General features: G+C 62.4%; 16 protein-coding genes. 13 read left to right on the top strand and 3 right to left on the bottom strand.

The window, feature by feature from the left end; translation table 11 throughout:
* The first annotated feature begins 92 nt into the window (after nucleotides 1-92).
* Genes AC2GXZ_RS08425 through AC2GXZ_RS08415 form a run of 3 tightly spaced genes read left to right on the top strand, consistent with a single transcriptional unit; the run spans nucleotide 93 to nucleotide 3767 of the window.
* A complete protein-coding gene (locus tag AC2GXZ_RS08425) occupies nucleotides 93-2300 on the top strand; it encodes a pseudouridine synthase (RefSeq protein WP_483758704.1) in 2208 nt (735 codons plus the stop codon).
* A gap of 3 nt (nucleotides 2301-2303) precedes the next feature.
* A complete protein-coding gene (gene rsmD, locus AC2GXZ_RS08420) occupies nucleotides 2304-2864 on the top strand; it encodes a 16S rRNA (guanine(966)-N(2))-methyltransferase RsmD (protein ID WP_483758703.1) in 561 nt (186 codons plus the stop codon).
* 21 nt (nucleotides 2865-2885) lie between these two features.
* Nucleotides 2886-3767: a patatin-like phospholipase family protein gene (locus AC2GXZ_RS08415; RefSeq protein ID WP_483758702.1), complete on the top strand. Its 882-nt coding sequence runs from the start codon at nucleotides 2886-2888 to the stop codon at nucleotides 3765-3767.
* 12 nt (nucleotides 3768-3779) lie between these two features.
* Here the strand turns inward: AC2GXZ_RS08415 and AC2GXZ_RS08410 are convergent, their stop codons facing one another.
* Nucleotides 3780-5591: a monovalent cation:proton antiporter-2 (CPA2) family protein gene (locus AC2GXZ_RS08410; RefSeq protein ID WP_483758701.1), complete on the bottom strand. Its 1812-nt coding sequence runs from the start codon at nucleotides 5589-5591 to the stop codon at nucleotides 3780-3782.
* A gap of 107 nt (nucleotides 5592-5698) precedes the next feature.
* On the opposite strand from AC2GXZ_RS08410, the gene AC2GXZ_RS08405 reads away from it, so the two are divergent.
* From AC2GXZ_RS08405 to lpxK, 6 genes are all read left to right on the top strand, one after another.
* Entirely contained in the window at nucleotides 5699-7045 is a 1347-nt protein-coding gene (locus tag AC2GXZ_RS08405; RefSeq protein ID WP_483758700.1) for a TldD/PmbA family protein, read from the top strand.
* A gap of 5 nt (nucleotides 7046-7050) precedes the next feature.
* On the top strand, nucleotides 7051-7896 hold the full coding sequence (locus AC2GXZ_RS08400; protein ID WP_483758699.1) for a 3'(2'),5'-bisphosphate nucleotidase CysQ: 846 nt from the start codon (nucleotides 7051-7053) through the stop codon (nucleotides 7894-7896).
* A 60-nt stretch (nucleotides 7897-7956) separates the two neighbouring features.
* Nucleotides 7957-8199: a DUF4170 domain-containing protein gene (locus AC2GXZ_RS08395; protein WP_483758698.1), complete on the top strand. Its 243-nt coding sequence runs from the start codon at nucleotides 7957-7959 to the stop codon at nucleotides 8197-8199.
* 156 nt (nucleotides 8200-8355) lie between these two features.
* Nucleotides 8356-9684: a lipid IV(A) 3-deoxy-D-manno-octulosonic acid transferase gene (waaA, locus tag AC2GXZ_RS08390; RefSeq protein ID WP_483758697.1), complete on the top strand. Its 1329-nt coding sequence runs from the start codon at nucleotides 8356-8358 to the stop codon at nucleotides 9682-9684.
* Nucleotides 9684-10424, top strand: a complete 741-nt coding sequence (locus AC2GXZ_RS08385) for an HAD family hydrolase (protein ID WP_483759383.1) — start codon at nucleotides 9684-9686, stop codon at nucleotides 10422-10424. The genes waaA and AC2GXZ_RS08385 overlap by 1 nt, the downstream gene beginning before the upstream one ends.
* Before the next feature lie 4 nt (nucleotides 10425-10428).
* A complete protein-coding gene (lpxK, locus tag AC2GXZ_RS08380) occupies nucleotides 10429-11472 on the top strand; it encodes a tetraacyldisaccharide 4'-kinase (protein WP_483758696.1) in 1044 nt (347 codons plus the stop codon).
* A gap of 24 nt (nucleotides 11473-11496) precedes the next feature.
* On the opposite strand, the gene AC2GXZ_RS08375 is transcribed toward lpxK, so the two are convergent.
* Nucleotides 11497-11730 carry a DUF2093 domain-containing protein gene (locus tag AC2GXZ_RS08375; RefSeq protein ID WP_483758695.1) on the bottom strand — a complete coding sequence of 78 codons (234 nt, stop codon included), beginning with the start codon at nucleotides 11728-11730 and terminating at the stop codon, nucleotides 11497-11499.
* Nucleotides 11731-11862: 132 nt separating this feature from the next.
* Nucleotides 11863-13725: a DNA mismatch repair endonuclease MutL gene (gene mutL, locus AC2GXZ_RS08370; RefSeq protein WP_483758694.1), complete on the bottom strand. Its 1863-nt coding sequence runs from the start codon at nucleotides 13723-13725 to the stop codon at nucleotides 11863-11865.
* Between the two features lie 381 nt (nucleotides 13726-14106).
* Here mutL and AC2GXZ_RS08365 point away from each other — a divergent pair, with 381 nt between their 5' ends.
* The 4 genes from AC2GXZ_RS08365 to AC2GXZ_RS08350 all read left to right on the top strand — a co-directional run bounded on the left by AC2GXZ_RS08365 (nucleotide 14107) and on the right by AC2GXZ_RS08350 (nucleotide 20736).
* Nucleotides 14107-15777 carry a response regulator gene (locus tag AC2GXZ_RS08365; protein ID WP_483758693.1) on the top strand — a complete coding sequence of 557 codons (1671 nt, stop codon included), beginning with the start codon at nucleotides 14107-14109 and terminating at the stop codon, nucleotides 15775-15777.
* 114 nt (nucleotides 15778-15891) lie between these two features.
* Nucleotides 15892-17247 (top strand): putative bifunctional diguanylate cyclase/phosphodiesterase, encoded by a 1356-nt coding sequence (locus AC2GXZ_RS08360; protein ID WP_483758692.1) that lies wholly within the window; start codon nucleotides 15892-15894, stop codon nucleotides 17245-17247.
* A 789-nt stretch (nucleotides 17248-18036) separates the two neighbouring features.
* Complete coding sequence (locus tag AC2GXZ_RS08355) at nucleotides 18037-18435, top strand: hypothetical protein (protein ID WP_483758691.1); 399 nt, start codon at nucleotides 18037-18039, stop codon at nucleotides 18433-18435.
* 258 nt (nucleotides 18436-18693) lie between these two features.
* Complete coding sequence (locus AC2GXZ_RS08350; protein WP_483758690.1) at nucleotides 18694-20736, top strand: oxidoreductase; 2043 nt, start codon at nucleotides 18694-18696, stop codon at nucleotides 20734-20736.
* Nucleotides 20737-20832: the final 96 nt, after the last annotated feature.

The following is a 20832-nucleotide window of genomic DNA, read 5'->3' as shown; positions in this document are numbered from 1 at the left end:
CACGAAGCGCGCTTTGCGCGTGATAACGTCAAACCAACACGAACAAGGATGTCCGGATCTTCCGTAGACATCATGCTTCAGGCAAACAACAAATGAATTCAAAAGACAAGCCGAAGCGCGGCGGAGCAAAGCCCTTCGTTCGCGAAACCAAGCCCAGAGCGGAAGGCAAACCTGCTTCCAAATCGGGTGCAAAACCGTCTGCCGCCGCCAAGACGCGCGCCAAGGATGACAGCGCTCCGAAGAGGCAGGTCAGATCCGCCAAGCGGGAAGAGTTTGCGACCGAAGCAAACCCGACGGTTGCCGAAGGCAAGCCCGAGCGCGTCTCCAAGCTTCTCGCCCGCGTCGGCGTGGCCTCGCGCCGCGATGTCGAGCGGATGATCCTCGACGGCCGCGTCACGCTGAACGGCAAGCCGCTCGACACGCCGGTCATCAACGTCACGCTGGAAGACAAGCTCGAAGTCGATGGCGTGCCGATCCGCGGCATCGAACGCACCCGTTTGTGGCTTTATCACAAGCCCGGTGGCCTGGTGACGACCAATTCCGATCCGGAAGGTCGCCCGACCGTATTCGACAATCTGCCGGAAGGCCTGCCGCGGGTTCTTTCGATCGGCCGTCTCGACATCAATACCGAAGGCCTGCTGCTGCTGACCAATGACGGCGGCCTGTCGCGCACGCTCGAATTGCCGACCACCGGTTGGCTGCGCCGCTACCGCGTCCGCGCCCATGGCGAGGTTGATCAGGAAGCGCTCGACAAGCTGAAGGACGGCATTGCCGTCGACGGCGTTCTCTATGGTTCGATCGAAGCGACGCTCGACCGCAGCCAGGGCCGCAACGTCTGGCTGACCATGGGTCTGCGCGAAGGCAAGAACCGCGAGATCAAGAACGTGCTCGGCGCGCTCGGCCTCGAGGTCAATCGCCTGATCCGCATTTCCTACGGCCCGTTCCAGTTGGGCGACCTGCCGGAAGGCGAAGTGCTCGAAGTGCGTGGCCGCACGCTGCGCGACCAGCTCGGGCCGCGTCTGATCGATGAATCGAAGGCCAATTTTGACGCACCGCTGTTCAACGAACGCGAAGTCGCCGAAGAGACGCCGCAGCGTGCCGAAAAGGCGGAACGTCCGGGCAAGCCCGAGCGTGGCGGCTGGACGGGCGAGCGGGGTGGCGACCGTGAGGATCGCCGCGAGCGGGCGCTTGGCCGGCTCGACACCAAACGGCCTGATGGCCAGCGCACCGATGGCAGGCGCGACGATCGCAAGAGCTTTGACAAACCGCGCGGCGCGTTTGGCGCAAAGCCGGCCGGTCGTGATTTCGACGACGACAAGCCGAAGAAGCGGCCGCCAATGGGCACCAGCCGCACGGCCAATGTCTGGATGGCGCCCGGCGCCCGGCCAACCGCCGACGGCAAGGAACGCAGTTCCTCTGCCCGTGCCAAGGCCGAGGAACTGTTCAAGAAGCCCTCGCCGGAAAATGACCGTCGCGTCGTGATCAACCGCGCCGCCGACGAGGATGGCGACTGGATCCGCGCCGATGGACCGGACACGCCGACACGCGGTGGTTTCCGTGATCGCGACGAACGCGGTTTCGGCGACAAGCCGCGGGGTGAGAAGTCTTTCGGCGACCGCAAGCCGCGCGACGGCGGCGATCGTCCGGCCCGCAAGTCCTTTTCCGGAGATGCACGCTCCGACCGTCCCCGTGGGGAAGGTCGCAGTGAGGGCCGGGGTGAAGGTGGTTTCCGTGACCGTCCCCGCGGTGATGGCCCCCGTCGCGATAGGCCCCGTGGCGATGGACCGCGTGCTGAAAAGCCGCGTGGCGACCGTCCTTTCGGCGACCGCAAGCCGCGCCAGGATGGTGATCGTCCGGCCCGGTCCTTCTCCGGTGGCGAGGGACGTTCCGAACGTCCTCGTGGCGAGCGCCCCTTCTCGGATCGCCCCCGTGGAGATAGCCCTCGTGGCGACCGTCCTTTCGGCGATCGCAAGCCACGCCAGGATGGTGATCGTCCGGCACGGTCCTTTTCAGGCGGCGAGGGACGCTCCGAACGTCCCCGCGGTGATGGACCGCGCGGCGAGCGCCCTTCCGGCGAACGCGGCTTCGGTGACCGTCCGGCGAGAGGCGACAGGCCTTTCGGTGGCAAGCCTGCAGGCGCCAAGCCCGGCTTTGGCGGCAAGCCTTCGGGCGGACGCGGCAAGCCGGCCGGTGGCAAATCCTTCGGCGGAAAACCTTCCGGCGGCGCGGGCGGCAAGCCGCGCGGCGGTCCGGCTGGTGGCCGCCCGTCCGGTGGCAAGCCACGGACCCCCAGGGGCTGACGCATGCGCATCGTTGGGGGAGAATTTCGCGGCCGCGCCCTGGCCACGCCGAAGTCGAACGATATCCGGCCGACCATCGACCGGACGCGTGAAAGCCTGTTCAACATCATCGGCCATGTCTATCCGGAGGCGCTGGACGGAACGCGGGTGATCGATCTTTTTGCCGGCACCGGCGCGGTTGGGCTTGAGGCCTTGTCGCGTGGTTGCAAGCAGGCGCTGTTCGTCGAAAACAGCATCGAGGGCAGGGGCCTGCTCTGGGAGAATATCGATAGTCTCGGCCTTCATGGCCGGGCTCGTATCCTGCGGCGTGATGCGACGGATCTTGGTTCCGTCGGCAATATCGAGCCGTTCGATTTCGTTTTCGCCGACCCGCCCTATGGCAAGGGTCTGGCGGAAAAGGCGCTGGCCGTGGCTCATGCCGGCGGCTGGCTGAAGCCCGGTGCGCTCGCCATCATCGAGGAGCGGGCCGATGCTGCGGTCGTCGTTGATCCGGTGTTCAAGCCGATGGAAAGCCGCATGTTCGGCGACACGCGCGTCGAATTTTACCGCTATCAACCGGGCTGATCCGCAGCAGGAAATCTCGTCATGAACACCCGCATTTCACTGCCGGATCTGGATGACGATAAACCCGGAGGGCAATTGCGTTATGCGGTCGCCTTCGGCGGCGGCGGTGCCCGCGGCATCTCCCATATCAGCGTCATCGAGGCGCTCGATGAACTTGGCATCCGGCCGGTGGCGATTTCGGGCTCGTCGATCGGTGCGATCATGGGCGCAGGCATGGCGTCGGGCATGCGTGGCGTCGATATTCGCGACTACGCGCTGCGCACTGTTGGAAACCGCAATTCGCTGTTCAACCGTCTCTGGAGCCTTGGTCCGTCAAGCATGCGCGACAAGCTCGGCGGTTTCCGCTTCGGCCATTTCAACCTTGATCCTATCCTCGAAGCCTTCCTGCCGCCCGATATCCCTCAGGATTTTTCCGACCTGCAGATCCCGCTGAAGATCTCCGCCACCGATTATTACGGCCAGGCGGAAGTCGTGCTGGAGGAGGGCGACCTGCGCAACGCGATTGCCGCGTCGGCAGCCATTCCGGGCCTGTTCATGCCGGTCTGGGTCAACGGCCGGGTAATGATCGACGGCGGTGTCTTTAATCCGGTGCCCTATGAACAGCTGCTGGATCTTGCCGATGTGGTGATCGGCGTCGATGTTGTCGGCGCGCCGGAGGGTGATGGCACCCATCCGCCGACCCGTATCGATGCGCTGTTCGGCGCAAGCCAGTTGACCATGCAGGCATCGATCGCACTGAAGTTGAAGCTCAACCCGCCGCATATTTTCCTGCGCCCGCAGGTCAACCGCTTCCGGGTACTCGATTTCCTCAAGGCAGGCGAGATCCTCGACGAGTCCGAACATGTCAAGGACGAGCTAAAACGCGCGGTCGACGCGCTGGAAGTGGCGGTCGGCGGGGAGTGATCCCCGCCGGCTCTACCACTGGCCGACGGCCACGCCTTCTTCTGCCTTCTTTTCTTCCTCGACATTGACGCGCTTCGGCTTGATCAGCGGCTCCGGCTTGACCGGGCTGTTAAACAGCTTGTCGCGGCCGGCGCTGATCCCGTCGACCGCCTGGATCTGCAGCCGTTCCTCGTCGCGGCGGCGGATGTCATCGCGGATCTTTTCGGCGTCCGCCTCGCTCATGCCCAGCGCCTCAAGCGTACGGCTGCCGAACAGGAGGCCGGATTCCAGCGTTTCGCGCAATTCGTATTCAACGCCTTTTTCCCGCAGCCACAGCGAATGGATGCGGTCGTAGGAGCGGGCAAACAGGCGGATATTGGGGAATTCGGAAAGAACCAGGTCGACGATCCTGTTCGTGGTTTCCCGTTTCTGGGTGCAGACGATGACGATCTTGGCGCGTTCTATGCCGGACGAGACCAGCACGTCGCGGCGGGTGCCGTCGCCGAAATAGATGCGGAAGCCGAAATTCGCCGCCTGGCGGATACGGTCGGCCGAATCGTCGATGACGGTGACGGAGCGGCCGCCGGCAAGCAGGATCTGCGCGGCGATCTGGCCGAAGCGGGAAAATCCGATCATCAGCACGTCGGCGCCCGCACCTTCGAAATCCTCTTCCAGCTCTTCGCGGGCCTCTCCCTTGAGAAGCCGCTTGGCAAGCGTCGCACCGAGCGGCGTCAACGCCATCGAAATCGTCACGATGGCGATCAGCAGCGAGGCCGTCGAGCTGGATAATAGCCCGGCAGCCGTCGCGGTGGTGAACAATACGAAGGCGAACTCGCCGCCCTGCGGCAGAAGGAAGGCGATCTGGATCGCATCATTGTGCGGCGAACCCCACAGGCGGCACAGGCCGTAGATCACCAGTGCCTTGACGGCCATGAAGACGATCACCGCCGGCAGGATGAACAGGATGTGGTCGAGGATCACCTCGATCTCGAGCGACAGGCCGACGGCGACGAAGAACAGCGCCAGAAGCAGGCCGCGGAACGGCTCGATATCGGCCTCAAGCTCATGTCGGTAGGAGGATTCAGCCAGCATGATGCCCGCCAGAAAGGCGCCCATCGCCATCGACAGGCCGACCGCCTGCATCGCTGCCGCCGAGCCGAGCACGACCAGCAGGGCGGCTGCGATCATCACCTCGCGCGCACCGGTGCGGGCGATCACCTGGAACATCGGGTTGAGCAGATATTTGCCGGCAACGACCATCGCCGCGATCGCGGCCACCGCCGTGGCGAAATCCATCAGTGGCGTTGCCGCCTGTTCTTCGGTGCCCGGCGCCAGAATGGTGATCAGCGCCAGAAGCGGCACGATCGCCAGATCCTGGAACAGCAGCACCGAAAACGACCGCTGCCCGTACCGGCTGTTGATGTCGCCGGCATCGTTGAGCAATTGCAGCGCAAACGCAGTGGACGACAGCGCCAACCCGAAACCGATGATCAGGCTGCCCTGCCATGTCGAAAGCCCGGTTTCGAAGGCGAGGGCAGCAAGCGCCAAGCCGGTGACGAGCACCTGCACCGGCCCGAGCCCGAACACGTCGCCGCGCATCTGCCACAGACGCGACGGCTTCAGTTCCAGGCCGATGACGAACAGCAGGAAAACGACGCCGTATTCGGCCACATGCAGCACTTCTTCCGTATCGGTGATCTGTTGCAAAAGCGGCCCGATGATCACTCCGACGGCAAGATATCCGAGCACCGTGCCAAGGCCGAGCCGCTTGAAGATCGGCGCGGCGATGACCGCTCCGGCGAGCAAAAGCAGCATTTCGGTGAACAGCGAGCCGGGTGCGGTCATGAAAGAACTTTCAGGTAGGAAGGATATGGCAGTCAAGAAAAGGTGTGGCGCACTTGATGCGTCGAAGCGCTCACAATAAATGGGACGGGAACGAAAGGCTTGCAATTATGAGCTCTGAAATTGATTCCGCCCAGCTTTTGTCCCGGGCGTCCGAACTGATCGACCTTGCCAAGGCTGCGGGTGCGGATGCGGCGGATGCCGTGGTGGTTCGCTCCCGATCGCGCTCCGTCTCGGTGCGGCTCGGCAAGGTCGAGGGAACAGAATCGTCCGAGAGCGACGACTTCGCGCTCCGCGTTTTCGTCGGCCAGAAGGTTGCAAGCGTGTCCGCCAATCCCGGCTTCGACATGAAGACGCTTGCCGAACGCGCCGTCGCCATGGCGAAGGTCTCGCCGGAAGACCCCTATGTCTGCCTTGCCGATACCGACCGGCTGGCAAAGACCTATCCCGATCTCGACCTCTTCGATCCGACGGAGGTCTCGACCGATGAGTTGCGCGAGGCGGCACTGGCGGCGGAAGAGGCGGCACTGGCCGTCAGCGGCATCAGCAATTCCTTGGGCGCGGGCGCTTCCGCCGGCATGGGCGGCATGGTTCTCGTCACCTCGCATGGGTTCACCGGCTCCTATATGGGCTCCCGCTTCGGCCGCTCGGTCAGCGCCATTGCCGGCGAGGGCACGAAGATGGAGCGCGACTACGATTTCGACAGCCGCCTTTATGCAGCCGATCTCGACGCCGCAGAACTGATCGGCCGCCGCGCCGGCGAGCGCACCGTCGCCCGCATCAATCCGCGCCAGGTCGAGACGGCAAGCAACGTCACCGTCGTCTTCGATCCGCGCATGGCGCGGGGCTTCGTCGGCACCATCGCTGGCGCCATAAATGGTGCGTCGGTTGCGCGAAAGACCAGCTTCCTGCGCGACCGCATGGGGCAACAGGTGCTGAAGGCGGGCCTCGACATTACCGACGATCCGCTGATCGTGCGCGGCTCTGCCTCGCGTCCTTTCGATGGCGAGGGCGTGATGGGTGAGCGCATGACGATGATCGAGGACGGCGTGCTGAAACACTGGTTCCTGTCGACCTCGACCGGCCGTGAACTGGGCCTTCCCACCAACGGCCGCGGCGTGCGCGGCGGCAACTCGGTCGGCCCGGCCTCCACCAATCTCGCGCTCGAACCCGGCGACATTTCACCTGAAGACCTGATCGCCTCGGTTGGTACCGGCCTTTATGTGACCGAACTGATCGGCCAGGGTGTCAACATGATCACCGGCGAATATTCGCGTGGTGCAAGCGGTTTCTGGATCGAGAACGGCAAGCTTGCCTATGCTGTCTCGGAAGTGACGATCGCGTCCAACCTCAAGGACATGTTCATGCGCATCACCCCGGCAAACGATATCGACCGCAAATATGGCGTTGCCTCGCCGACCATCGCGATCGAGGGCATGACGCTGGCAGGGCGGTGATCGCCATGGCTAGCTTAGAAAATCCCCCAGGCATCGAAAATCCCTGGAGCGCGGATCTGGACCTGATCGTCGATGCGGCGCGGCAGGCCGGTGAAATCGCCCATGGCTTCTTTCGCCAGTCACCGGAAGTCTGGTGGAAGAACGAGGGCCGCTCGCCGGTCAGCGCCGCCGATTTTGCTGCCAATGATCGCCTCCAGTCGGTGCTATTGAAGGCTCGGCCCAATTACGGCTGGCTGTCGGAAGAAACCGACGACGACGCGGCAAGGCTTTTGAACGACACCCTGTTCGTCGTCGATCCGATCGACGGCACGCGGGCCTTCATTGGCGGCGAGCCGATCTGGTGCGTATCGGTCGCCGTCGTCCATCGCGGCCGGCCGGTGGCGGGCGTGCTGGTGGCGCCAGCGCTGGAGCAGGAATATGTCGCGGTCGCCGGTGGTCCGGCGCTGAGGAATGGCATGCCGATCTCAGTGCCGGCTGAAGGCGATGCGCGTGGCGAACTGGTGCTGGCTGCGGACGAAAAGATCGTCAGGCAGTTGCTGCCGGAACTGTCGATCCGCAGAGTGAGCCATGTCCCATCGCTTGCCTATCGGCTGGCCATGGTTGCCGACGGTCGCATCGACGGCACGATCGTCAAGCGCGACAGCCACGACTGGGATCTGGCCGCCGCCGACCTCATTCTGGAATGCGCCGGCGGCGCCCTGACGGATCTCCACGGCCGGCCGCTGATCTATAATCGCGAGACTGTCAGCCATGGTGTTCTGGTTGCCGGCACGCGCCATGCGCGCGAGGTTCTGCTGCCGCATCTGGTGGCCGGTTCTGCGGCCGATCCAGCGGCCAATCCAGCGGGTTGACCTTTGTGACGGAATGCCGCAGAGGAAGAAATCTGCATAGCGTGAAGGACGGATTTGCAAATGACTGATGCGAGCGAAAAGAAGCAACTTCTGCACCTGGTTTTCGGCGGTGAGCTGTCGAGCCTTGCCGGTGTCCAGTTCAAGGATTTGTCGGCGCTCGACATCGTCGGCATCTACCCGGATTACGCCACAGCGCTGGTCGCGTGGCGCTCGAAAGCCCAGGCAACGGTCGACAATGCCGAGATGCGGTATTTCATCGTTCACATGCACCGGCTTCTGGATCCGGAAGTCAAGCAGGCCTGACACAAGCCTCAAAAAATATGATAAAGCTTCAGGTTGAGAGGGCCTCGATCCGAAGCTCGCTTTTTTGACGCATTTGTGAAACACGTAAGCCGGAATACAAGATCACTTCAGGAGTGAGGTTTTGATGGCGTTTGGCATGCATCGGGAGCGGAAGCTATGAGCAGCGGTTTGGCCCGCATGGCTCTGGTCGGCTATCGCGTTGCCGGTATAATGCTTTATCCGCTGGCAGGCCCCTATCTCAGCATGCGTGCGCTGAAGGGCAAGGAAGATCGGTCCCGTCGGCTGGAACGGCTGGGTTATGCCAGCCATCCGCGTCCGCGCGGGCCGCTTGTCTGGGTGCATTCGGCAAGCGTCGGCGAAACACTGTCCATCCTGCCGCTGATCCGCGAGCTTCGCCGCCGCGAAATCCACATCGTGCTGACCACCGGCACCGTCACCTCGGCCGCCCTTGTGGAAGCAAGGCTCGGCGACGAGGTCATCCACCAATATGTACCGATCGACGTGAAGTTTCCGATCAAGCGGTTCCTCGCCTATTGGAAGCCGGACGCCTGCATCACGGCGGAATCGGAAATCTGGCCGACGACTGTTGCCGAACTCACCCGTCGGCGGGTTCCTCAGATCAGGGTCAATGCCCGCATTTCCGATCGTTCCTTCGATCGCTGGCGTTCTCACGCGACAGTTGCCGAAGCCCTGTTCGAAAAGATGGCGCTGGTCGTTGCCCAGTCCGATCTTGATGCCGAGCGCTTCCGTGATCTCGGCGCATGGCCGGTCATCGTATCCGGCAACCTGAAAAGCGATACCGATCCGCCACCCTGCGACGAGATGCTGCTTGCCAAATACAGGGCCGAGATCGGCGCCCGCAAGACCTGGGCCGCGATCTCGACGTTCGATGGCGAGGAAAAGGCTGCGGCCACCGTTCACCGGGCACTCAAGCCGAAGAACGGCCAGTTGACGATCATCGTGCCACGCCATCCGGATCGCGCCGACGCCATCGAGGCCATGCTCAAGAGCGAGGGCCTGACGGTCGCCCGCCGATCGCGCGATGACGTGCTGACCCCGGAGACGGACATCTTCCTCGGCGACAGTATCGGCGAGATGGGGCTTTACCTGCGCCTGACCGAAATCGCCTTTGTCGGCCGTTCGCTGACCAACGAGGGCGGGCAGAACCCGCTTGAGCCGGCAATGATCGGCTGCGCCGTGCTGACCGGGCCGAACATACAGAATTTCCGCGACGCCTATCAGCATCTCGTCCGCAAGGGCGGAGCCCGTGTGGTGAAGGATGTCGAGATGCTGGCAAAGGCCGTTCATTATCTGCTGATCACCGATCCGGCCCGCCGCAAGATGGTCGATGCCGGCCAGGAGGCGATGGAGGATCTGCGCGGCGCGCTCGGAAAGACCGTCAAGGCGCTCGAACCCTATATCAATCCCCTGACCGTCAGCGCCCGGCTGCAGCCGAAGGTCGCCGCCGCAGGCATCGGCCGGTGATGTCGCCACCCGCGATCGCGGGCATCCTGTTCGACAAGGACGGCACGCTGATCCGTTATGACGAAAGCTGGGGGCCGGTAAACCGCCAAGCGGCCCGCATCGCTTCTGTCGGCAATCCCGATCTTGAACCCGTCCTGCTCCTGGCCGGCGGCATGGATCCCGATACCGGCAAGACAAAAGCCGACAGCCTGCTGGCTGCCGGAAACTCCGCCGAGATCGCCGCCGGTTTCGTCGTCGCAGGCTCTCCTTTCGATGTCGACGATCTGACCCGCGAGCTCGATGCGCTGTTCATCCGCGCCGCCGAATTTTCAGTCCCGGTGGCCGATCTTGCGCAGGTTTTTGCCAGCCTTAAGGCGAGGGGGCTGAAACTCGGCATCGCTTCCAGCGACAACGAGACGGCAATCCGCCGCACGGCGGCGCATTTCGGCATAGAAGGTGACATCGATTTCATCGCCGGTTACGACAGCGGTTTCGGCGCCAAGCCGCAACCGGGCATGATGCTCGCCTTCTGCAAGGCGGTGGGTCTCGAACCGTCTCAGGTCGCCATGGTCGGCGACAACAATCACGACATGCATATGGGCCGCGCCGCCGGTGCCGGGCTCAACCTTGCCGTTCTTACAGGTACGGGAACCCGCGAGACGTTGTCGGCCCTGGCCGATCATTGCCTTGATGATATTACTCAGATCGAAGGCCTTCTTTTTGCCCCGGCGGCATCGCCCTCCGGGCAGCTAGGTCAATAGCGGCATGGTCTCCGAAGCGCCGCCATTTTGGTGGGAAAAGCCCGATTGGCGCGCCCGCGCCCTCATGCCGTTTTCAGCGCTTTATGGCACGATCGCCGGGCGCCGTATGCGCAATGCCAAACGTGCTTCCGCCGACCTGCCGGTGATCTGCGTCGGCAATTTCACCGTCGGCGGCGCCGGCAAGACCCCGACCTCGATCGCTTTGGCAAGGGCGGCAAAGGCGATGGGCCACCGGCCGGGTTTCCTGAGCCGCGGTTATGGCGGATCGCTGGACACAACGACGCTGGTTGATCGCGACCGTCACAGGGCCGATGCCGTCGGTGACGAGGCGCTGTTGCTGGCGGCAGAGGCGATGACGGTGATTTCGCGAAAGCGCGTCGATGGCGCGAGGAAACTCGCCGCAGAAGGCGCCGATCTGATCATCATGGACGACGGTTTCCAGAGCGCCCGGCTGACCCTCGATTTCGCCCTTGTGGTGATCGATTCGACCAGAGGCATCGGCAATGGTCACCTTGTTCCGGGCGGCCCGGTGCGTGCGCCGCTCGCCGAGCAGATGCGCCAGCTCTCCGCCATCCTGAAGGTCGGCAATGGCGAGGCGGCCGACGCGCTGGTCAGAAAAGCGGCCAAGGCCGGCAAGCCCATCCATGTCGCCGGCATCGAGCCGCGGCCGGATGCTAGCCTTTCCGGCACAAACGTGCTTGCTTATGCCGGCATTGCCGACCCCGAGAAATTTTACCGTACGCTGCGGTCGGTCGGCGGGCTGATCGCCAAGACCCGCTCATTTCCAGATCATCATTATTTCACCGAGGACGAGATCCGCTCCCTGCTCGACGAGGCGGAAAACGAAGGGCTGGTGCTGGCGACGACCGCCAAGGATGCCGCCCGGCTCGCCGGTCATACAGGCCTTGCCCGCATATTGCAGGAACGGTCGAAAATCGTCGAGATCGACATGGTATTCGATGATCCGCGCGCCCCGATGGCCATCATCGACACGGCTTTCGCCAATTTTCGCGACAGAAGGCTGCGCGAGGGGGCCTCGAAGGGCTGACTGAAACAAACGGGCCGAGCAAGATTATCCGTGCTGCTGGTTCGGCAATGTGCCGGCGCGTTTTTCGGCGTCGAGCGAGGTGGCGCAGTCGACATAGGCTTCCTGACGCGCAACGCTCCAGTAGCGCAGCTCGTCGACCGGGATATGCACGCCGGTTGCCGCACACACGACATAGGAGCCGGCGCTCAGCACCTGATAGTCACCATCGAGATAGCGGATTTTTGCTTCGCGAAAGCCGCTTCCCTCGAACCGGTTCATCACTCGTCTCCTGCGAAAAAACATCGTCCCCTCTACCCCGAACCAAAAGCGATTACCAGAGCGCTTCCACAGCGCCCCGTGTTGTTCGCAACACATCAACAATGCCGCGCCGTTTGATACATGCGGCCGTTTTCAACTGCGACCGAACAGTCGTTCTATATCGGAAAGCTTGAGTTCGATATAGGTGGGCCTCCCATGGTTGCAGGTTCCCGAGCCTGGCGTCGCTTCCATCTGCCGGAGCAGGGCATTCATCTCGTCGGGTTTCAGCCTCCGCCCGGAGCGCACCGACCCGTGGCAGGCCATCGTCGCGGCAATATATTCGAGCTTGTTGCGCAGTCCGCTTGCAGTGTTCCATTCGGCGATCTCGTCAGCAAGGTCGCGCACAAGCGCTGCCGCATCGACTTCGCCCAGCATGGCCGGCGTCTCGCGCACGGCAACGGCACCCGGACCGAACCGTTCGATCGCAAGCCCCAGCCGGTCGAGGTCGCTGGCATGCGCCATCAGCCGGTCGCAATCTTCTTCCGGCAGATCGATGATTTCCGGGATCAGCAGCACCTGCGAGGCAAGCCGGTCGTTCTCCAGCGCGCGGCGCAGGTTCTCGTAAACGAGACGCTCATGCGCAGCATGCTGGTCGACGATGACGAGACCTTTTTCGGTCTGCGCCACGATGTAGTTTTCATGCACCTGGGCACGGGCGGCGCCGAGCCGGTAACCGGCCGCGGTCGTCTCGGGAACATAGGCGGGTTCGGCGATGGTGTCGGCGCGTGCCGTCGGCGCTGCAAAGGCGTCGAACCCGGATTGCATCGGTCGGCCGGGGTAGGGCGCCGATGGGCCGGGATCGAGCGGTCGGGAAACCGACGATGAAGCCGACCATGCGGTCTGCGGTGTCGCCGAATGCGGCCAGGTCGGCTGGGGACGGGCGGATGTCGGCTGTTCCGAAAAGCCCGGCTGTGAAGGGGCTGTCTGGAATGCCCGCAGCATGGCCGCTGCACCCGTCGTCGAGGCGCGGTCGCCTTCGCGATGCAACGCCTGGCGGATCGCGCCGACGATCAGCCCGCGCACCAGCTGCGGATCGCGGAAGCGGACATCGGACTTGGCCGGATGCACATTGACGTCGACGAAAGCGGGGTCCAGCTCGATCGAAAGCACCGCCACGGGATAACGGCCGGACGGCATCTGTTCGGCATAGGCGCCGCGGATCGCCGACAGGATCAGCTTGTCCTGCACCGGGCGGCCATTGACGAACGCGAACTGATGGGCCGAATTGCCGCGGTGAAATGTCGGTACGCCGACAAAGCCGGAAAGCGACACGTCCTCGCGGCCCGCATCGATCTCGATCGCATTGTCCTTGAAATCGGGGCCCAGCACCTGCGCCATGCGGGCGAGATGGTCGTCGCCGGTCGCCGGAAATTCGAGTGTCGAACGGTCGGGACCGGACAGTGTGAAGCGGATATGCGGAAACGCGATCGCCATGCGCTTGACGATTTCGGTAATCGCCGCCGCTTCCGCACGTTCGGTTTTCATGAATTTGAGACGCGCCGGCGTGGCGAAGAACAGATCGCGCACCTCGACGACGGTGCCGGGATTGGCAGGCGCCGGCTTGACCGGAGATGCCTTGCCGCCCTGCACGGAAACCTGCGAACCGGATTGGTCACCATGACGCCGGCTGGTGATGGTAAGCCGCGCCACCGAGCCGATCGATGGCAGCGCCTCGCCGCGAAATCCGAGCGTGTGGATGTCGTCGAGCGTCGTCGATATCTTCGAGGTGCAATGGCGGCGCACCGCCAGTTCCAGATCCGCCGCATCCATGCCCGAGCCGTTATCGGTGATCCGCACAAGGCTTTTGCCACCACCGGCAGTGGCGATCTCGATGCGCGTTGCACCGGCATCGATCGCATTCTCGATCAGTTCCTTGGTCGCGCTGGCCGGTCGTTCGATGACCTCGCCGGCGGCGATCTGGTTGATCAGGGTTTCGGGAAGGAGTTTTACAGACATTCCCTATTTTCGGGGATTCGAGCGTCATAGGAAAGAGCCGGGTGGCGATTATCCCCCACGCGGTCTTTCGGGCATCGATATTTGGACACGCCCAGGATGTTTCAATGCGAAACGCCATTAATCCGAACTTAATGGTAGCGCTCTATGTTCGCCTTGTTGATTTGGATGAAGCCGGGAGAGTGTCCTCACTCTCCGCGAACGACCGAAGTGGCAGCCGGCTGGGCACTGTCACATTTCCCTTCGGTCGATCGTTGAAGACTTGGAGCCAGCATGTTCCCACCTGATCTGACCGGATATGAAGGAAATTTTGCCGATCATACGTAGGATCGGCTGACCGGGTATGGCGTTCCGCCGTCCTGTGAGCATACGGAGTTTCATCCCATGAATGATTTGGACTCGGCGGATCCGAACATTCAGACTGCCATCATGGAAGCGCTTGCCGAAGGCCTGTCCGCGGCCGTGCTTCTCTATGACAAGAACGATCTTCTCGTTTTTGCCAGTCAGCAACTGATCGGCTTCGTGCGGGTTCAGCCCCGTGTACTGCTGCCCGGAACGCGTATCCGCGATCTGTTGGCGGCGATGTACGATGCTGGCATCCGCCTGGTCTCCGATACCCATAATTATCGCCGCGCACTCGGTCGCGAGGACTGGATCGCCGAACAGATCGCCGGACTGTGGAAGGAGCGTTCCGAAACGCTTGAGCGGCCGGGTCCTGACCGCTGGCTGAGCATCGTCAAGCGCAGGCTCGCATCAGGATATGGCATCTGCATCATCAAGGATGTGTCCGAGCAGAAAAAGCGCGAGGAGCAGTGGCGTCTCGACACAGAGCGTGTCCAGGTGACCGAAGAGGTGCTGGACAACCTGCCTTTCCCGATCAGCGTCAAGGACCGCAACTCCACCTTCGTCGCGGTCAACAAGGCCAATTGCGACTTCCTCGACCTGCCGGCGGAAGCCATCCTTGGCCACAAGGGCGCCGACATCAATCCGTCCGCCTTGGAAAACCGTCTCGGTCCGATCAACCAGCATGTGATGGAGACCGGCGATCCGATCCAGCTTCCCGAGCGCATCACCCGGCCGGATGGATCGACCGTCCTTGCCATCGTCCACAAATACCGCATCGGCAAGCCCGGCCGCTATTATATCGTCACCGTCAAGCAGGATGTCTCCGCCGTCGCGGCCGATGCCAGTGGTACGGCGCCTTCCGACGTGCAGCCCTGGTCATCCGATTTCGTCCCGATCGACATGACCCGCGACCCGGTTCTGGCGCTGCCGCAGGATGACACGGCCGAGATGCTGCCCGGTGCAAACATCCTCGTCGTCACGCGTTTCGCCGACGCTGCGGCCGAGGCGATCGATATCCTGTCGCGGCAGGGAGCCGACGTTTCCACGGCCGTCGATGCCGACGAACTGACGCTTTTCCTGCAATTGGCGGCCGAAGCGGATGTCCGCATCGATCTGGTCGTTGTTGATGCCCGTATGCCGGCCGAATGCCTCGAGATCGCCGAAGCCTACGGCGTACAGGGGCTGCGCCTCGAACAGCAGTTTATCGGCATGAAACTTCCCGGACTGGTCGCCAGGGAACTGGGGCGGGACACGGTCGAACTGGATCTGCCCGCAGTCGACGCTTATGGCGATGCACCGGTGCCGGAAAAGGGCGGCATCGATATCCTTGTCGCCGAGGACAACGAGGTCAACCAGATCGTCTTCTCCCAGATCATCGAGGGTCTGGGCTACAGCTATGCATTGGCTGTCGATGGCGAAGAAGCGGTGCGGCTGTGGCGCGACCATCAGCCTCGTCTCGTGCTGATGGATGTGACCCTGCCGAAACTGACGGGCTTTGAAGCCTCGGCCGCAATCCGCGCGCTCGAGGAAGGATCATTGGCCGTGCCGATCATCGGCGTACTGCCGCAGGCCTTCGATCGCGACAGGGAAGCCTGCTTCGAGGCAGGCATGAACGACGTGATCCTGAAGCCGATCAGCCCTGAAACACTTGATGCGGCAATAAGGCGTTTCCTCTATCCGACCGAGATCGAGCTTGAGCAGGAAGCCTGACATTTTGTCCGCTAGCGTACACTCGTATATGAGTTGTGCCATAAACTGATACATCAGCAGAATTTTTTAATCTTTGTCCCGCATCCTTCGCTGGTTTCGAGGGGCAGGAATTTTATGAAGCCAGCGGGCAATCCATTGCCGCAAGTCAGCCAGAACGAGTTGCAGGCCATGGCCTACAGCGATCCGCTGACTGGATTGGGCAACCGCTACCGGTTGCGCGACAAGGTGCGCCTGCTTGCTGCTGAGCGGGCGGACGATCCGGCACCCTTTACCATCTGCATCGCCAATCTCGACGGCTTCAAGCCGATCAACGACCTGTTCGGTTCGGAAGCGGGCGACGAAATCCTCTGCCAGGTCGCTCATCGCCTGAAAGCCTGCATGCCCGACGGTGCGACCGTCACCCGCCATGAGGGGGACGAATTCGCCTTCGTCCTGCCGCTCGTCTTTGAGCGTATCGGCGCCGAGCGCATCGGCCAGATGATGAAGGACGTGTTGTCGGCACCCTATGATCTCGGTGACCGCAATGTCCGTCTGTCCGCTTCCTTCGGTTTTGCCATCTATCCGTTTGCCGGCGAAGAATTCGAGGATCTGCTGAAAAGCGCCGAGACCGCGCTTTATCGCTCCAAGCGCCGCGGCCGCGCCCAGATCACCGTCTATTCGACCGAAATCGCGCAGGAAATGCGGCGTGCGACACAGATCGAACAGGCGCTGCGCAATGCCATCATTTCCGATGCCGTCGATGTCCATTTCCAGCCGATCGTCAGGATCCGCGACGGCATGGTCGTCGGTTTCGAGGCGCTCGCGCGCTGGCGCGATGCCGATCTCGGCTTCGTCTCACCGGCTGTCTTCGTGCCGCTCGCCGAGGAACGCGGTTTTATCGACGCGTTGTCGGATACGCTGTTGCGCAAGGCGGCGGAAGCGGCGCTCTCCTGGCCGCGCGAGCTTTTCCTCTCCTTCAATCTGTCGTCGGCGCAGTTGATGGATCCGGGCACATCCGGCAACATCCTTTCGACCCTGTCGCGCGTCGGTCTTGATCCGCAACGTGTCGAGCTGGAAATCACCGAGACCGCGGTGATGACGTCTGCCGATACCGCCCAGCGGATCATCGCCGAATTGCGCGAAAAGGGCGTGCGTATTTCACTGGATGATTTCGGCACCGGCCAGTCGAGCCTCGGGCGCCTTCGCGATTTCACGTTCGACAAGGTCAAGATCGACCGCGCCTTCATCGCCCGCATCACCACCGACCGCGCCTCCGAACACATCGTGCGCGCCATCATCGCCATGTGCCAGGGTCTCGACCTCGATGTCGTCGCCGAAGGCATAGAGGAGGTCGAGGATGCCGAAATGCTGCGAGCCCTCGGCTGCGGCATGGGGCAGGGCTATTATTACGGCAAGCCCGTCGATGGCGCCGCGACCCTGCGTTACCTCCAGGACCATTACCACGACTTCATGGCGATCGAGCGGATTTGACGGGCACGCTTGCGGTTGAGCTATAGCAGCGCTTCGCCCACGACAACGTGGGCGTGTTGCCGCAGTTGACGGCGACGGAGAAAAGAACGCTATTTAACTGTTGCTCAACGTGGGTCTTAAGCCAAAACATGATACCCGGATTGCCCAACAAGTACCTTTTCCTGATCGCTGCGTTGGAAGTTGGTTTGATTGTATCCTGCTTCGCTGACTATTCCATCGGAATTGGCGTATTCGGAACGATGAGCGCGTTGACAGTCGGATACCTCCACCTGACTCTGCTTCCTTACAAGATCAGGCCCTTCGTCGAGAGGATTGGTCCGAAGGCCTATCATCGCGCTGCTCGGTGGAGCATTCTTATCGCTCCGATATTTTTTTCATCGGGCGCCAATTTCCCGGTGACTGGCATTTTCCCGACAGACTATTCCGTGGACATGTGGAAGCTTCTCTTCTTCTGCTCCGTCTTTGTCTGGTGTTTTACGGAAGGCGTCATAAGGATAAGGTTTTAGCAAGGCTAAGCCATCGCCACTGCGCGGCAAACACGGCACGGCGGCGCCTTTTCAGGTCCTGGAAACACGCCTTGCCGCTGCGCTTATTGTCCAGCGCCTGCTCGCCTGATTGTAGCAGCGCTCGATGCCCAGGAGATGCGCCTTCTTCTACATAAAGACATTGAAGTGCGCCGCATTGGACCATACACACGCTCCCGCCGTAATTTTTTTGAACATTGCGACAGCCGTTCTTCAGTTCGGGGATGGCGTGTCGGTTTGAATGGAAGCTGAGACAGGAATACCGATGCCGATCACCGTGAAGAAAACAATCCCGGCCGCGCGTATGCGACAGTTCCACCAGATGGTCGAGCGATGGCTGGAGGAAGGTCCGATCAAGCTTGCGACCAATGCCACGATCACCGCCATGGACAATGCCGAAATCCCGAAGGCTGAGCAGGCAGCCATTATCGAGGACCGGGATATCATCATGAAACACAACATGCGCCTCGGTTTGATCAGTGAAGTCTTTGCGCCGGCCATTGAAAAGGCAGTCAGATCGTCTCGGTCAGGAAACGAAGCGCAGGACGAGATCGCCCGGTTGATTGTGACCGCGGTCGGTATCCGTCAAGATGATGAGAGTGAACTGGTCACATTCGCATTCGCCACCCAAAATGAGGCTGATGCGTTTGATGGGTTGATCTGAAGGCGTTGCGGCCAGCGGGTTTCAGCCAGGTGGAAATCCACGACGAAACTCGCCCGCCTCGGTCGCTCAGCCTCTTTGAAATTGACGGCATGGCGGGGACTGTGGCCGACCCCGGGGATGGATGTCTCCTTCGGCACAGCGTTCTCTTTTCCAATGTCCGCATCTGCCGCTTTACAGACATCAAGCGGCGCTTCTGATCGTCGCGCCACGCACCCTCGTCGGCGATGATCACGTTTTGACCTCACCGAAGGGCAAGCGATGTCGACCTCAAACGATCCCCTGCTGCAGCCGTTTCAGCTCAAGCACCTGACGCTGAAAAACCGCATCATGTCGACGGCCCATGAGCCGGCCTATTCCGAAGACGGCATGCCGAAGGATCGTTACCGGCTCTACCATCTGGAAAAGGCCAGGGGCGGCATCGCCATGACAATGACGGCCGGTTCCGCCAGCGTCTCGGTCGACAGCCCGCCCGCCTTCGGCAATCTCCTGGCCTACAAGGACGAGATCGTGCCCTGGCTGAAAAAGCTTGCCGACGACTGTCATGAGCATGGCACGGCGGTGATGATCCAGCTCACCCATCTCGGCCGGCGCACCAATTGGAACAAGGGCAACTGGCTGCCGGTTCTGGCCCCGTCTCCGATCCGAGAGCCCGCTCACCGCGCCTTTCCGAAGGAGATGGAGGACTGGGATATCGAGCGGATCGTGTCCGACTATGCCGATGCCGCCGCCCGTATGCAGGCAGCCGGCCTCGACGGCATCGAGATCGAGGCCTATGGCCACCTGATGGACCAGTTCTGGTCTCCCGCCACCAACCGCCGCGACGACGAATTCGGCGGCTCGCTCGACAACCGGCTGCGTTTTTCCGACAGGGTTCTGACAGCGATACGCAAGGCGGTCGGCGAAAAGTTCATCGTCGGCATCCGGATGGTGGCGGACGAGGACTGGGACAAGGGCCTGTCGCGCGAGGAGGGGATCGAGATCGCCAGGCGTCTGGTGGCGTCGGGCAATGTCGATTTTTTGAACGTCATCCGTGGCCATATCGATCACGACGCTTCGCTGAACGACGTCATCCCGATCCAGGGCATGCGCGCCTCGCCGCATCTGGATTTCGCCGGAGAGGTGAGGGCGGCGACGAAATTTCCGGTCTTTCATGCCGCCCGCATCGCCGATGTCGCCACCGCCCGCCATGCGATTGCCGAAGGCAAGCTCGATATGGTCGGCATGACCCGCGCCCATATCGCCGATCCCCATATCGTGAAAAAGATCATGGCGGGCACCGAGGCGCGCATCCGCCCCTGTGTCGGCGCGACCTACTGTCTCGATAGGATTTACGAGGGCGGCGAGGCGCTCTGTATTCACAATGCGGCGACCGGCCGCGAGGCACTGATTTCCCACGAGATCGAACCGGCGGCAAAGCCGCGCCGCGCCATTGTGGTCGGCGCCGGGCCGGCGGGGCTGGAGGCGGCGCGGGTTCTGGCCGAGCGCGGCCATTCCGTCATCGTGCTGGAAGCGACCGGCGAGGCCGGCGGACAGGTCAATCTCCTCATCCGCAATCCGCGCCGCAAGGAGATGATCGGCATCGTCGACTGGCGACTTGCCGAACTTGAGCGCCTCGGCGTCGAGATCCGCTACGATGTCTATGCCGAAGAGAGCGATGTGCTGGCCATCGAGCCCGATCTCGTCGTCGTCGCCACCGGCGGCTTCGCGCAAGTTCCGGAACTGGACGAGGGCGACGATCTCGTCACCTCCAGCTGGGATATTCTCGCCGGCACTGCAAAACCGCAAGGCTCGGTGCTGCTTTTCGACGACAATGGCGGCCATCCCGGAATGAGCGCCGCCGAAGTGATCGCCTCGACCGGAGCCGAACTCGAGCTGATCTCCCCCGAACGTTTCTTCGCCCCCGAAATGGGCGGCATGAACCATGTGCCTTATGCGAAGACCTTTGCCGAAAAGGGCGTCACGGTGACGATCAACACCCGGCTGAAGGCGGTGCGCCGCAACGGCAATGGCCTGACGGCCGTGCTCGGCTCCGACTATTCGCCGGCAACCGTCGAGCGTCAGGTGGGCCAGGTCGTGGTCGAACATGGCACGGCGGCCAATGCCGATCTGTTTTTTGCCCTGAAGCCTCTGTCGCGCAATCTCGGCGCCGTCGACTACACAGCCCTGATCGCCCGAAAGGCACCGCTGCCGCAAAAGCAGGCGGGTGCAGGTTTTGATCTCGTCCGCATCGGCGACGCGGTCGCGAGCCGCAACATCCACGCCGCCATCTACGACGCGCTGCGCATCTGTTCGCTGTTGTAAGGGACGCGTAGTGGGCGGGTGAGGCGCATTGTCTCGGCCGTGATGAGGAAGCCTCAGACAAAAAGTGGCGGCACCGCGGTGCCGCCACTGATCATC

It is taken from the genome of Aliirhizobium sp. YIM B11859 (assembly GCF_057163345.1).
This window is presented reverse-complemented; position numbering and strand designations above follow the sequence as displayed.